At 71.8% G+C, this 13877-nt stretch carries 9 protein-coding genes and 2 pseudogenes; 2 read left to right on the forward strand and 9 right to left on the reverse strand.

The window, feature by feature from the left end; translation table 11 throughout:
- The coding region (locus tag JQN84_RS14885) for a transposase family protein (RefSeq protein WP_239485498.1) at nucleotides 1-302 on the forward strand (302 nt) is incomplete at its 5' end.
- Nucleotides 303-1034: 732 nt separating this feature from the next.
- Here JQN84_RS14885 and JQN84_RS14890 read toward each other — a convergent pair.
- The 9 genes and pseudogenes from JQN84_RS14890 to JQN84_RS14930 all read right to left on the reverse strand — a co-directional run bounded on the left by JQN84_RS14890 (nucleotide 1035) and on the right by JQN84_RS14930 (nucleotide 12705).
- Nucleotides 1035-1457 (reverse strand): SgcJ/EcaC family oxidoreductase, encoded by a 423-nt coding sequence (locus tag JQN84_RS14890; protein ID WP_204958999.1) that lies wholly within the window; start codon nucleotides 1455-1457, stop codon nucleotides 1035-1037.
- A gap of 64 nt (nucleotides 1458-1521) precedes the next feature.
- Nucleotides 1522-2700, reverse strand: coding sequence for an acyl-CoA dehydrogenase family protein (locus tag JQN84_RS14895; protein ID WP_204959597.1), 1179 nt, complete (start codon nucleotides 2698-2700; stop codon nucleotides 1522-1524).
- 217 nt (nucleotides 2701-2917) lie between these two features.
- Entirely contained in the window at nucleotides 2918-4069 is a 1152-nt protein-coding gene (locus JQN84_RS14900; protein ID WP_204959000.1) for an epoxide hydrolase family protein, read from the reverse strand.
- A gap of 398 nt (nucleotides 4070-4467) precedes the next feature.
- Nucleotides 4468-5766, reverse strand: a pseudogene (locus JQN84_RS14905) (FAD-dependent oxidoreductase); the annotation flags it as partial.
- 384 nt (nucleotides 5767-6150) lie between these two features.
- Nucleotides 6151-7128, reverse strand: a pseudogene (locus tag JQN84_RS32570) (FAD-dependent oxidoreductase); the annotation flags it as partial.
- A 372-nt stretch (nucleotides 7129-7500) separates the two neighbouring features.
- Complete coding sequence (locus JQN84_RS14915; protein ID WP_204959001.1) at nucleotides 7501-9135, reverse strand: GMC family oxidoreductase; 1635 nt, start codon at nucleotides 9133-9135, stop codon at nucleotides 7501-7503.
- 50 nt (nucleotides 9136-9185) lie between these two features.
- Entirely contained in the window at nucleotides 9186-10382 is a 1197-nt protein-coding gene (locus tag JQN84_RS14920; protein WP_204959598.1) for an epoxide hydrolase family protein, read from the reverse strand.
- Nucleotides 10383-10402: 20 nt separating this feature from the next.
- Nucleotides 10403-11785 carry an aminotransferase family protein gene (locus tag JQN84_RS14925; RefSeq protein WP_204959002.1) on the reverse strand — a complete coding sequence of 461 codons (1383 nt, stop codon included), beginning with the start codon at nucleotides 11783-11785 and terminating at the stop codon, nucleotides 10403-10405.
- A gap of 449 nt (nucleotides 11786-12234) precedes the next feature.
- On the reverse strand, nucleotides 12235-12705 hold the full coding sequence (locus JQN84_RS14930; protein ID WP_204959003.1) for a GyrI-like domain-containing protein: 471 nt from the start codon (nucleotides 12703-12705) through the stop codon (nucleotides 12235-12237).
- Between the two features lie 280 nt (nucleotides 12706-12985).
- Between JQN84_RS14930 and JQN84_RS14935 the strand changes: the two genes are divergently transcribed.
- Nucleotides 12986-13858, forward strand: a complete 873-nt coding sequence (locus tag JQN84_RS14935) for a glycosyltransferase (protein WP_204959004.1) — start codon at nucleotides 12986-12988, stop codon at nucleotides 13856-13858.
- Nucleotides 13859-13877: the final 19 nt, after the last annotated feature.

The following is a 13877-nucleotide window of genomic DNA, read 5'->3' on the forward strand; positions in this document are numbered from 1 at the left end:
TCGTCTATCGCACTTCCGGCATCGACCAGAAGCTGGCCGGACGGCCGGTCATGGCCGACGGCGCCTCCCGCGGCAACCCCGACGTGATCATCCCGTACCGCAAACCCACCGACGGCAGCGAACTACCCGACTGGAAGAAGAACCTGAACAAGCACCACCGCACCGTCCGCGCGCAGGTCGAACACGCCCTGGCCCGCATGAAGACCTTCAAGATCCTCCGGGACTACCGACGCGCCGCCAGCACATTGACCGACACCGCTTCCGGCATCGCCCACCTCCACAACATCATCCTGCTCGGATGACACCGACACCGTTGGCCGGCAACGCCATCACCGAATTACGAGACACCCTTTAGACAGCCAGGCGACTGCGAGTGGCGGCGAGGGCTGGAAGCGGCAGCGGAGATCGCCTCATCGCTGCGGCAGGAGAACCAGGAGCACCACGTGCGCTGATCTGCTGACCAGGCAAGGCCACAGCGGGGATGACAGCCGAGCTGGCGTGTGCTGTCGCAGCTCTCGCCCCAAAGGGCCTACCACGAGGGGCAGCGCCAGCGGCGGTGTCGTGGGAGCTTAGGCGGTGGTCAAGCATACTTGACCACCGCTACGTCATACGGTGCACAGATGAAACGTACTTGTGTCCGAGGGGGAATCGATACCATAGCCCCAGGTGGGGCGGTTTCCGAAGCAGCGATATTCGTAGATTTTGAACCCTCGGCATAGCCGTCTGTGCCCTTGCATCGAACCCGGTCTCACCTCGGCATTGGGCGGGGTTCATCGATGGGGTTTCGGTAGCCGGATGGGCCGGGGCGTGACCTGCTTCATTCGTTCGAGCGGGACGAGACGAGCCGCAGCCTGGTCGAGCAGGGAGTCCGGTCCAGGTAGCTGGTTGTCGAATGGAAGACGCGTGAGATGTCGGCGTCTCGAACCTCATGACAGACCGTGTTGTCCACGGCGGCCCCCGCCAATGAATGGTCTGCATGAACTGGATGTTCTGGCAGTCGGTGGCCGGGCGCGGGCGTCCGGCCACCGACTGCGTCAGTGCGCGGGGGTGTTCTGGTACGCCGCGAGCAGCCAACGACCGTCCCGCTTGGTGAGCAGCCAGGAGGCCCGGATCTGCTGATCCTCGGCGACGGTCTCCGCACCGGGCGCCAGCACACCGCCCTTGGTCAGCAGCAGGGCGGTGTCCGCACCGAGGAAGGTCAGGTGGAAGGGTTCACCGGTGACCTGAGTGCCCTGGTAGGGCCCGGCGAACGCGGTGGCCATGAAATCCCGGATCTCGTCGCGCCCGCTGCGGTAGAGGCCGGGCAGGATCATGGTGCCGTCCGGGGTGAACACGTCGGCGAAGGCGTCGGCGTCGTGCCGCTGCCAGGCAGCGACGATCTGGAGGGGGACGGCGGCGACGGCCGCCTGCTCCTCGGCGGTGGGCGCGACAGCGGCCGACGTGCGGGGCGGAGTCATTCGGGTGCTCCTTCTGCGATGGCGGGCGGGCCACCCGGGCGGGCGGCCCGACGGTCCGGGTGGGTCAGAGGTAGAGCGTGTTGGGGGCGAGCCCGGCCAGCACCCGCCCGTGCAGCTCGGCGTTGGTGTCCGGGTTCATCAGCGCGTGCAGGCCGACCGCCTGCACGTCGTGCAGGATTCGCCGCATCGGCACCGAGCTGTAGATGGAGGATCCACCGGAGGCGGCGGCGAGGATCTCCACCGATTCCCGGGCCCGGCGGCCGGCCGCGCCGAGGTCGGCTCGGGCCCGGGTCCGCTCCAGCAGGCTCCAGTCGCTGCCGTCGACCGCCTTGGCGTCGACCAGGTCGGCCAGCCGCAGGGCGTGGAACTCCGCCTCGTCGGCGCGCATGGTGGCATCGGCCAGTTGCAGGTGGGTCAACGGGGCCTCGCCCTGGCTGGCGTAGTCGGTGTAGGTGATCTTCCGGTCCGGCAACCGCTCCAGGAAGGTCTCTTGGGCTGCTCGGGCCAGGCCGAGTACGGTGCCCACCGACGAGGCCGACGCCACCGGCAGCAGCGGCGGCCGGTAGATGGCCGAGTCGGCGTTGTGGTGGGACGCGGACTGGCCCTGCAGGACGGCACCGAGGGGCAGCACCCGCGCGGCGGGGACGAAGAGCTCCTCCGCGACGGTGCTGACGCTGCCGGTGCCCCGCAGGCCGGAGGTGTGCCAGTCATCGACCACGTGCAGGTCCGCCATCGGCACCAGGGCCATGATCGGCATCGGTTCGTTGTCGCCGTCGACCAGCACGGCGATGATCTCCTGCCAGTGGCTGTGCAGGGCGCCGCTGATGAAACCCCACTTGCCGTTGACGACGATCCCACCGGCGGTGGGGGTGGCCATCGCGGTCGGGCTCAGCGTGCCGCAGATCCGCACGTCGGGGGTGGCGAAGACCTCGTCCTGCACCTCGTCGGGGAACTGGCAGGCCATCCAGGTGGGAATCCAGAACACCGAGGTGGTCCAGGAACTGGCGCCGTCGCCGCGCCCCAGCTCGGCGGCCACCTCCACCAGGGTCCGGGTGTCGGCCTCGTATCCGCCGTAGCGCAGCGGCGTCCGGAGCTTGAAGAAGCCGGCCGCGGCCAGCGCCTCGATCGTCTCGTCGGGCAGCCGCCGGTGCTGCTCGGCCCACTCCGCGTTGCGGCGCAGCACCGGCAACAGATCGGCTGCCCGCTGGACGAGTTGTTCCCGGGTGGGAACGGCGGTCTGCAACACGATGGTCTCCTCCGGGGGATCGGCCGGGACCGCAGCCGCGGCCCGGGTCGGAGCCGATGGGCACGGACGCCGGCGACGCCGGCGGTGGTCGGGGTGATCGGACGGGGCACCAGGGGGCGGGCGGTCACCGCGCTCCACCGACGATCGCAGCCGCCCCCACGGCGGCGCACCTTCGGGATTGCGGCGCCGGCGCGGGACCGACGGGTCGGCGCGGTCAGCCGACGACGCGGGCGAACGCCCGTACGGCGGCGGTGTAGAGGTCCGGCTCCTCCAGTGCCGCGAAGTGCCCGCCCCGGTCGAACTCCTTCCAGTGCACGATGGTCGGCAGGTCCCGGTCGGCCAGGCGGCGCAGCGGCAGGAAGATGTCCTGCGGGAAGACCGCCACCCCTATCGGCACCGTCACCGGGGCCGGTGCGACGCCGGCGGTCATGTCACGCAGCCCGGCGGCGTCCTCGTAGTACAGCGCGGCCGAGGTGCCGGCCGTGGCGGTCAGCCAGTAGATTGAGACCAGGGTCAGCAGCCGGTCCCGCGCCACGGCGTCCTCGGGTACCTTGGCGGCGTCGGTCCATTCCTTGAACTTCTCCACGATCCAGGCGAGCTGCCCGACCGGGGAGTCGGTGAGCCCGTACGCGAGCGTCTGTGGCCTGGTCGCCTGCAACTTCATGTAGCCGGAGAGCTCGGCGTCGAAGCGCGCCATCCGGCCCAGCCGCTCCTGGTCGGAGGCGGTGAGGTCGACCAGCTCGGCCGGGTCGCCGGAGGGGAACGTCATGAGCATGTTGACGTGCACGCCGGCGACGTGTTCCGGGTCGACCCGGCCCAGCTCCATCGAGATGACGGCACCGGCGTCGCCGCCCTGGGCCAGGTAGCGGTCGTAGCCCAGCTGGCGCATCAGCTCCGCCCAGGCCCGGGCGATCCGGGCGGGCCGCCAGCCGGGGGCTGCGGGCCCGGAGAAACCGAAGCCGGGCAGGCTGGGAATGACCAGGTGGAAGGCATCGGCCGGATCGCCACCGTGCGAGCGGGGATCGGTCAGCGGGCCGATGACGTCCAGGAACTCGACGACCGAACCGGGCCAGCCGTGGGAAATGATCATGGGACGGGCGTCCGGCTCGGGCGAACGCACGTGCAGGAAGTGCACGGTCGCGCCGTCGATCTCGGTGACGAACTGCGGGTACCGGTTGAGGTGGGCCTCGGCGGCCCGCCAGTCGTACGTCGTACGCCAGTACTCGGCCAGCTCGCGCAGGTACCCCACCGGTACGCCGCGGTCCCACCCGTCGTCGGCGAGCGGGGCCGGCCAGCGGGTCTCGGCCAGCCGGTGCTGCAGGTCGTCGAGGTCGGCCTGGGGGATGTCGATTCGGTACGGTCGCATGGGCTGGCCCTTTCTGGGGTTGGCAGGTCGGAGTCGACGCCGTCGCGCGGGCACCCGGTCCGGGGCCGCCCGACCGGCGGCGGGCAGCGCGGCGCACCCCGCCCGAGGTGGCGGCGGTCGGGGCGGGACCGATCAGCGGCTCCGCGCTCAGCGGCGCGTCGTGGCACGTCCCGACGCCGGCGGCCCGCCCACGATGCCGGGCCGCCGACGTGGACTCAGACGCCGTCGCGGCCGGGGGCCCTGCGCCGCGGCCGGCGGCCGGCGGCCGGCGTCGCCGGCGTCAGGTTTCCCGCAGTGGTGGCCGCCGAGGTCGGGGCGGGGGTCGCCGGGGTGGCGGGCGGGTCGGTCGGGGTGGCGGGCTGGGCCGGCGGGCGGGCCGCGCGCCGGTCGCGGGAGAGTCGCAGCACCCGGCGCACCATGCTCGGGCGCATCAGCGCGGTCGGCGGTTCGATGAGACCGGCCACCCGCATGAACGCCGTGGTCACCGCCGCGTCCTTGGTGGCCGCGTACTGCACCCGGTTGAGGTAGGCGTTGCCCAGCCGGACCTTCGCCGGCCGGTCACCGGGCACCTCGGGGAAGTCGAGGTCACCGCTGGTGGAGATCTGCCAGGGCGTGTCGACGACCCGCGCGATGTCACGCAGGAAGACCCGGGCGTCCGGCGGGGTACCGCGCAGCAGCAGCCGCCGCAGCGCCATCACCTCGATCGCCGCGACCGACATGCCCTGGCCGTAGACCGGGTTGAAGCTGCACACCGCGTCCCCGAGCACGAGCAGCCGTTCCGGGAACCGGGTCAACCGTTCGTAGTGGCGACGCACGCTGGCGGGGAAGGTGAAGCTCACCGGGTCGGTGAGCGGCTCGGCGTCGCGGATGCCGTCGTAGACGTCCGGCACCGGCAGCGAGCGGACGAAGTCGACGAAGCCGTCCGGGTCGGTCGGCGGCTGGTCACCCAGGATGCCGGTCAGCGACACGATGCACTCGTCGGGGCCGACCTGCCCGAAGAACGCGCCCCGGGGGTGCGCGGGAGAGGCCACCGGGTTGATCGACTGCGCACCGTCGAACATCTCCGGCCGGCTGCGGTACATCCGGGTGGTGTACGTCAGGCCGATCTTCATCTTCTCCTCGACCGGCCGGTCGTAGCCCAACTGTTGCAGCCAGACCGGAGTACGGGAGCCGCGCCCAGTGGCGTCCACCACGAGGTCCGCGTCGAGGATGCTCTCCTGACCCGATGTCACGTCCCGCAGCGAGACCCCGGTGACCCGGCTGTTGTCGGGAGCGGCGCGCAGCCCGGTCAGCTCGGTGAGCTGCCGGTAGGTGACGTTGGGCAGTGCCTCGACCCGGGTCCGCAGGTAGTCCTCCAGCACCGGGCGGGGCGGGGTGATCGAGAGCAGGCCGGTACGGGCCGGTTGGAGTCGACGGCCGTCGAAGAACCAGCGCATCTCCCCCATGTCACCCACCGGGAACCCCCGGGCCTGGAGGTCACCCCGCAGCCCGGGGAAGAGTTCGGCCAGGATCAGGTAGCCGCGACCGTGCAGGCCGTGGGCGTGCCCGGTGTGCGGGGCACCGCGCCGTGGCACGGCGACGCCGAGCACCTCGTCGCGCTCCACCACGACGACCTCGCGGTAGTGGTCGGCGAGGACCCGGGCCGCGAGGGTGCCCGCCATGCTGCCGCCGAGCACCACCGCACGCTGGCCGACCAGCGGACCGTCACCGGTCGCGGGCACCGCGTCGGCGTCGGCCTTGCGGGCGGTACGCAGCGCGCCGAGAACGAGACCGGGCTTCATGAGTGCCGTCGGCGGGTCGACCAGGCCGGCGACCCGGAAGAACGCGCTGGTGAACCGTCCGTCGCGCTGAGCCGCGGTGTGCAGGCGTCCCATGAACGCGCCCCCGAGCTTGTCCTTGACCGTGCGCGGCCCCTCGACGCCGGGAAAGGCCAGGTCGGCGCCGACCGACGTCTCCCAGGGGCCGTCGATGACGGGACGGATCGCCTTGAAGTACTCGATCGGTCGTACCTGGCCGGCGTCCAGGTGCTCGCCGAGGGCGGCGGCCTCCATCGCGGCCACCGTCATGCCCTGGCCGTAGACCGGGTTGAACGCGCAGACGCCGTCGCCGATGACCAGGAGCCCCTGCGGGAACCGGGCCAGCTTGTCGTAGCGGCGACGGACGCTGGCAGGGATCTTGAAACCGGCGATCTCGCCCAACGGTTCGGCGGTACGCACCGCCTGGTAGATCTCCGGCGCGTCGAGGCTCCGGGCGTACGCGAGGAAACCCTCCGGGTCCCGTGGGGGGTGGTCGCCGAGCATCCCGGTCAGCGAGAGCAGGGCGACGTTGTCCGGGAACCTGCCGAAGAACGCCCCCCGGGGGTTGGCCGGCGAGGCGACCGAGTTGATCGCCAGGTCGGTGCCGAACGGGTCGCTATCGAGCCGGAAGTAACGCGACACGTACGCCAGGTCGATCTTGACCTTCTCCTCCTCCGGCCGCTGGTATCCCAACTCCGCCAACCAGAGCGGGGTACGGCTCCCGCGCCCGGTCGCGTCGACGACCAGGTCGGCGGTGAGCGGATCCGGTTGCGGCTGCCCCGGCTCACCGCTGAGCTGCACGCCGGTGACCCGGCTGCGGTCCGGGGTGGCGGTCAGGCCCTGCACGCTGGTGCGTTCGCGCAGCCGCACGTTGGGCAGGCCCAGGACCCGGGCCCGCACGTGCGCCTCCAGCGTCGGCCGGTTCGCGTTGACGCTGAGCAGGCCGGAGTAGGCCTGCTGCAACGGTCGCCCGTTGAAGTACCACCGCAGGTTCCCGGACAGGTCGCAGGTCTGCACCCCGTGCGCGGTCAGCTCGGCCTGCAGACCGGGTAGGAGCCCTTCGATCACCTCGTGTCCCCGGGCCAGCAACGCGTGGGCGTGATGGGCCTGCGGCACCCCCCGCCGGGCCTCGGTGACGTCGACGATCGCGTCTCGTTCGACCAGCACGACCTCGCCGTACCGATCGGCCAGTACCCGAGCCGCGAGCAGCCCGGCCATTCCACCGCCGAGCACGACGGCTCGCGCGCCAAGGTGTTCACGCATCCGGGGTTACCTCCACTGTGCAACGGGAACGCCTGTCCGATCGGACAGGGCACCAACGACGTCGCGGGCGAGAAACCGCTCGATCGGCGGGCCCGGCGTGTGTCTCCTATGGTCGGCAGCGGCTCCGGGCACCGCACCTCCTGTCGTGCGTTCCGCGCCGCAGCTCGACATCGCGGCGGTGGCCGTGCCGCCGACCTCCGGGGACGGGACGGGAGCCGACCCGGCCACCGGACAGAGCCGACCCGGCCACGGACGGCCCACTCCACCCGGACGGCCCACTCCACCCGGACGGCCCACTACGCCGGGCGGGGCCGGAGCCGCGCACCCCGCGCGGGCCCGGGGTCGCTCCCCGCCGGGGGTGCGGACGCCGACCTACCGGACCCCGGCCGCCGTGGCCGGTTCCGACCCGACGCTGCGGCCCCGGATCAGGTCGGCCGCCCGCTCCGCGACGGCGACGGTCGGCGCGTTCGTGTTGCCCCGGGGGATGAGCGGCAGCACCGAGGCGTCCACCACCCGCAGGCCGTCGACCCCCCGCACCCGCAACTCCGGGTCGAGCACCGTACCGATCGCGCAGGTGCCCGCCGGATGGAAGATCGACTGCGTGGTCGCCCGGACGAAGGCGCGCAGGTCGGCGTCGGAGTCCGACGCCGGGTGGGTGAACCGCCCCTGGGTGTACGGGCGCAGGGCGGCCTGCCTGGCGATGGCCAGCGCGATCCGCAGCCCGGCCAGCATCACCCGGACGTCGTCGGGGTCGTCGTAGTAGCGGTGCCGGATCCTGGGCTTGGCGGTGGGGTCGTCGGAGGCCAGGCTGACCTCACCCCGGCTGGCCGGCCGCAGCACGCACGGCCCGAAGGAGATGCCGTGCCCGGGTGGCACGCCGAGCGCGCAGTCGACGAACGTCACCGGCAGCGCGTGGAACTGCACGTCCGGCGCGGCCAACCCGTCCCGGGTCCGGACGAAGCCGCCCACCTCGGGGACGTTCGAGCTGAGCGGCCCGGTGCCCTCCTGCTCGAACTGCCGCACGTACCGTTCCTCGTTGGCGCTGAGCAGGCTCACCGGCTGGTCGTGGGTGAACACCAGGTAGGTCGACGGGTGGTCCTGCAGGTTGCGCCCGACCTCGGGCTGGTCGACCAGCACCGGGATACCGAGGCCGGTGAGCTGGTCGGCCGGTCCGATACCGGAGAGCATCAGCAACTGCGGGGAGTTGTACGCCCCGGCCGCGACGATCACCTCCCGTGCGGCGCGCAGCTCGACCCGTCGGTCCAGTTGCCGGCAGAGCACCCCGGTGGCCACCCTGCGCTCCACCAGGACCCGGTGGACCTGCAGGTGGGTCCGCACGGTCAGATTCGCCCGCCCGCGTACCGGATGCAGGTACGCCGCCGCGGAGCTGCACCGCCGGCCGTCACGCTGGTTGACCTGGTAGTAGCCGAAGCCGTCCTGCTCGGCGCCGTTGAAGTCGTCGTTGGCGGCGAAGCCCGCCTCGATCGCGGCCTGGACGAACGCGGTCGACATCGGGTTACGCGACCGGTTCTCCGACACCGGCAGCGGACCGCCGGCCCCGTGGTACGGCGACGCGCCGCGCTCGTTGTCCTCGCACCGCAGGAAGTACGGCAGCAGCTCCGGACCGGTCCAGCCCGGCTGGTTCCAGTCGTCGAAGTCGGTCCGGTGGCCCCGGATGTGCACCATGCCGTTCATCGCGCTGGTGCCACCGAGCACCCGGCCCCGCGGCAGGTAGAGCCGCCGGCCGTTGAGCTGCGGCTCGTCGTGGCTGTCGTAGTCCCAGTCGTACCGGGTGCGGCACAACTTGCCGCCCAAGGCCGGGACCCGGATGTTCTCCACGTCGTCGGTGGGGCCGGCCTCGACCAGGCAGACCGTGACGTCAGGATCCTCGGTGAGCCGCGCCGCGAGGACGCAACCCGCCGTACCGGCGCCGACGATGACGTAGTCGTAGGTCGCCCGATCGGGGCCGTCGGGCCCCGGTGAAGGCAGGCGCTCGTCGCCGTCCATCTCGTTTCCTTTCTGGCGGGACGTGCCGGTGGCCGGCGGGTGGGTGACCCTCAGCGCAGGCCGGCGGCGTCCGGGGTCCGAACGGTCGCCGGCCGGACCCGGCTGCCCCGACAGAACCGGCGGATGTCGGCCACCAGCAGGTCCGGCTGTTCCATCGCGGCGAAGTGACCGCCGCGGTCGTACTCGGTCCACTGCTGGATGTTCGGGAAGTCCCGGTCGGCGAAGCGGCGTACCGGCAGGAACATGTCACGCCCGAACGCCGCGACCGCCAACGGCACCGGGTTCGGGTACGGCCGGGCACCGACCACCGTGCAGGGCAGCAGCTCGACCACCTCCCGGTAGAGCTGGGCGGAGGAGCCCGCCGTCGCGGTGAACCAGTAGATGGTCACCGTGGTCAGCATCTGGTCACGGTCGACCGCATCCTCGGGCACGTCGGTCGAGTCGGTCCACTCCCGGTACTTCTCGACGATCCAGGCCAGTTGCCCGACCGGCGAGTCGGTCAACGCGTACGCCAGGGTCTGCGGCCGGGTGGCCTGGACCGCCATGTAGCCGACGAGGTCGGCGTTGAACCGCGGCACCAGCGCCATCCGGGCCTGGTCCGCCTCGTCCAACTCGGCCACCTCACCCGGCTCGGACGGGCCGGTGAGCAGCATGTTGACGTGCACCCCCAGCACGTGCTCCGGGTCGACCTCACCGAGGTCGAGGGAGACTGCGGAGCCGAAGTCGCCGCCCTGCGCGACGTACCGGTCGTAGCCGAGGCGGCGCATCAGCTCGGCCCAGGCCCGCGCGATGCGCGTGATGTCCCAGCCGGTCCCGGGCAGCGGGGTGGAGAACCCGTACCCGGGCAGTGACGGAATGACCAGGTGGAAGGCGTCGGCCGGGTCGCCGCCGTGCGCGCAGGGATCGGTCAGCGGGCCGATCACCTGAAGGAACTCCGCCACCGAGCCGGGCCAGCCGTGCGTCAGCACCAGCGGCAGCGCGTCCGGCTCCGGCGAGCGTACGTGCAGGAAGTGCAGGGTCGCCCCGTCGATGGTTGTGGTGAACTGCGGGTACCGGTTGAGCCGGGCCTCGGCCGCCCGCCAGTCGAAGCCGGTACGCCAGTAGTCGGCCAGTTCCCGCAGGTACGCCCCCGGCACGCCGCGCGCCCACCCGCCCCCGTACGGCTCCGCCGGCCAGCGGGTGGCCGCGATCCGGCGGTGCAGGTCGTCGAGGCTCCGCTGGGGAATCTCGACGCGGAACGGCCGCATCGACTCGTCCGTCGGCGGGTTCACCGGGGCCGCCCGGCCAGCCCACCGTCCGCGTCGAGCCGGGAGACCACCTCGTACAGCGCCTCGGCGGCCCGGCCCACCTGCTCCTCGGCGATGACCAGGGGCGGGGCCATCACCAGGGTGTTGCCGTAGTCCCGGGCCACCATCCGGTGCGCCTCGCGGAGCTCGGTGGCGACCGCCCCGGCCAGCAGCGGCGCCCGGGTGCCCCGGTCGGTGACCAGTTCCACGCCGACGGTGGCGCCCGCCACCCGCACCTCACCGACCCGGGGCAGCCCGGACAGCGGGGCCAGGGCGGCCCGGAACCACTGGCCGACGGTGCCGGCGCGGGCCACCAGTTCCTCCTGTTCCAGCAGGTCCAGGTTGGCCAGCGCGATCGCGCACGCGGTGGGATGACCCGAGTAGGTGTGCCCGTGGAAGAGGTAGCTGCTGCCGCCGGCGATCGTCTCGCCGATCTCGTCCCGCAGCAGCACCGCGCCCAGCGGCGCGTACCCGCTGGTGAGTCCCTTCGCCACGACCACCAGGTCAGCCCCCATCCCCCGCGCCGCCGAGTCGAACCACGCGCCGGTACGGCCGAACGCGGTCACCACCTCGTCGGCGATCAGCAGGATGCCGTGCCGGGTCAGCAGTTCGCGTACCCGGGGCCAGTAGTCGTCCGGCGGGATGAGGATGCCGGCTCCGCCCATCACCGGCTCACCGATCATCGCCGCGATGTTGCCCGCGCCGATCCGGTCGATCGTCTCGGCGAGTTCCCGCAGCAGGAAGTCGGTGATCTCCGCCCCGCCGTACAGCTCGGCGGCCCGGTAGGGGTACGGCGGCGAGACCTTCTCCACGTGCGGCAGCCCCGGTCCGATGCCGGCGTGCATGCCCGGGATGCCGGTCGTGGTGCCGCTGCCGTACGTGCTGCCGTGGTAGGCGGCGTGTCGGGAGAGGATCCAGGTGCGGTCGGGCTCGCCCCGGTGGTGGTGGAAGAGCCGGGCGAACTTGATAGCGCTCTCCACCCCCTCGGAGCCGCCGTTGGTGAAGAACACCCGGTCCAGTCCGTCGGCCGAGCGCCGGACGAGGCGCTCGGCCAGCTCCAGCGACCGGTCGTTGGAGAAGATGTCGAAGCCGGTGAAGTACTCCAGCCTGCCGAGCTGCCGGGCCGCCGCGTCGGCCAACTCGCTGCGGCCGTGCCCCACCTGCGCCACCCAGTTGCCGCCACCCATGAGGTCGAGCAGTTCCGTGCCGTACGCGTCCCACACCGTGCAGCCGGATCCCCGCACGATGACGCAGCGTTCCCGGCGGGCCCCGCTCTGATGCGGGTGCAGGAGCACCCGGCGATCCAGCTCCTCCAGGTCACCGGCGGACCGGGTCACCGCCGGGACATCGTTGACGATCGGCATAGAGCTCTCCTTCGGGACGGGGCAGCCATCGGCACGGGGGTTCGCCGAACGACGCGGCGCGGACCACCTGGGACGTCGCGGTACACCGCCGTCGGCCGGGGCGTGGGCGGAGTGCGCGTGCCGGCAGGTCCATCCTTGGCCGTGCCTCGCACCGGTCGCACCTCTCATGTTGCGGTGCCGGCGCGCGTGATCGGGGAGATGCCGCAGGGGACCGCGGCACGGGGCACACCACCGGTCCGTACCAACGGGGCCGCACCAACGACGGCCGCGCCGCGGGGGCCGCGCTACCGGGGGGCCGCACCGTGCGTCTACGAGGGAGAGGTCGTGTCCGGCGCGCCGAGACGCGCCGACGGTTCCTGCGCCGCGCGGCCGACGTCGTCAGCCGCGCGGCGGTTTCCGGGGCCGGACCGGTGGCGCCGGACCGGATCCGGCGCCACCGGTCCGGCCACCTACTTCACAACGAACGCGACGTCCATCACCGGGTCGTCCGGCCCGGCGGTGGTGAAGTCGGTGAAGTACACCTCGCGTGCCGCGTCCGCTTCGACCAGACCGTGCTGCTCCAGGTGGGCGGCCACCGCCGCGAACGCCTCGCCCACCTGCGGCGGCACCGACTGCGACTTCGTCACCCGCACGAAGACCTCGTGGTGCGCCGGCTCCCGGCGCACCAGCGCGGCCACCGGCCCCGCCGGCTCCTGATGAATCGGCACGCAGGTCTCCACCGTGATGTTCTCCGGGTCGAAATCCTCACCCCGGTAGATCGTGAACGTCGGGCCGGCCACCCCACCGTGCTGTTCGGCCAATTGCGTCAACCGGCCCATCGCCGCGCGCAGATGATCGGCCAGATCATCCTGGCGCACCTGCTCATGGCGTTCGCAGAGCACCACCTGATCCGCCACCTCACGCCGCTCAATCAGAAACATCCGAACCTCCGCTGCTGTGGTACGAGATCGCCGGCACATGCCTCACCAGGCCGTCGTCAAATCGACAATCATAGTCTAGGTTCAATTGCTTCGGATTCGGTGGAAGATCCGGTCGGAGCGCGCGTCAGGAAGCGCAAGCACCGAGATGCCGGGTCGCCGAGCCGGTGCCACGATGCCTTCAGCGGGGCCGGTCCCGTCGTGCACCCGGCCCCCGCCGCGGCCCGTCCCACGCGTCGCGCGTCGTGACGCGAACCGCGCCCCGACCCCACAGGGAGGCATCGTGTCCGACGTGCCGAGATGCACCGTCGTCATACCGACCTACAACCGATCGGACCTGCTGCGGCACAGCCTGGAGTCACTGACCCGGCAACGGATGCCCGCCGACGAGTTCGAGGTGGTCGTCGTCGACGACGGCTCCTGTGACGACACCGCCGACGTCGCCGCAAGCTTCCAGAGCCGGCTGAACCTGCGCTACCACTACCAGTCCGACGAGGGATTCCGCGCCGCCGCCGCCCGCAACATCGGCATCGCCGACGCCCGCGCCCCCATCTGCGTCTTCGCCGACGACGGCGTCATGCTGCACGCCGACAACCTGATCCAGCACGTCGCCAGCCACGAGGCGACACCCGGTCCGACCGCCGTGCTGCCGTACCTGTACGGCTTCTCCGGCGACGACACGAACATCGAGGTGGTCACCGAACGCCTCGACCTCGACGACATCGACGCCAGCATCGAACGGATGCAGGCCAAACGGGAGTGCCGCGACATCCGCGAACTCTTCTACGACCGCTACGGCGAGGACCTCACCCGCGTCCCCGCCCCCTGGCAAATCTTCTGGACCGCCAACGTCTCCGCCGACACCCGCCAGCTCCGCGCCGTCGGCAGCTTCGACGAGAAGTTCCGCACCTGGGGCGGCGAGGACATCGACCTCGGCTACCGACTGCACCGCGCCGGCGCGCGCTTCGTCCTCAACCGACAGGCCAAGGCCGTGCACGTGCCGCACGCGAAGCCCTTCGATGAGTTGATGAAAAGCGCCACGCAGAACTACCGCTACATGGCCGAGAAGTACGGCACGGCGCTGATGCGGCTCCTGGCCGAACTGCCGCCCAAGCGGTTCCTCGACTTCAACGAGCTGGCCACCGCGGCGACCTGAGCGGCTGACCCGAAACCGC

This window comes from Micromonospora humidisoli (genome assembly GCF_016900955.1).
In the GTDB taxonomy this organism is placed as follows: domain Bacteria; phylum Actinomycetota; class Actinomycetes; order Mycobacteriales; family Micromonosporaceae; genus Micromonospora; species Micromonospora wenchangensis.

What these genes read in the sequence shown, in the direction of transcription:
- JQN84_RS14890 (WP_204958999.1), bottom strand. Translation starts at nt 1,457, where the DNA reads ATGACTCCGCCCCGCACGTCGGCCGCTGTCGCGCCCACCGCCGAGGAG.
- JQN84_RS14900 (WP_204959000.1), bottom strand. Translation starts at nt 4,069, where the DNA reads ATGCGACCGTACCGAATCGACATCCCCCAGGCCGACCTCGACGACCTG.
- JQN84_RS14915 (WP_204959001.1), bottom strand. Translation starts at nt 9,135, where the DNA reads ATGGACGGCGACGAGCGCCTGCCTTCACCGGGGCCCGACGGCCCCGAT.
- JQN84_RS14920 (WP_204959598.1), bottom strand. Translation starts at nt 10,382, where the DNA reads ATGCGGCCGTTCCGCGTCGAGATTCCCCAGCGGAGCCTCGACGACCTG.
- JQN84_RS14925 (WP_204959002.1), bottom strand. Translation starts at nt 11,785, where the DNA reads ATGCCGATCGTCAACGATGTCCCGGCGGTGACCCGGTCCGCCGGTGAC.
- JQN84_RS14930 (WP_204959003.1), bottom strand. Translation starts at nt 12,705, where the DNA reads ATGTTTCTGATTGAGCGGCGTGAGGTGGCGGATCAGGTGGTGCTCTGC.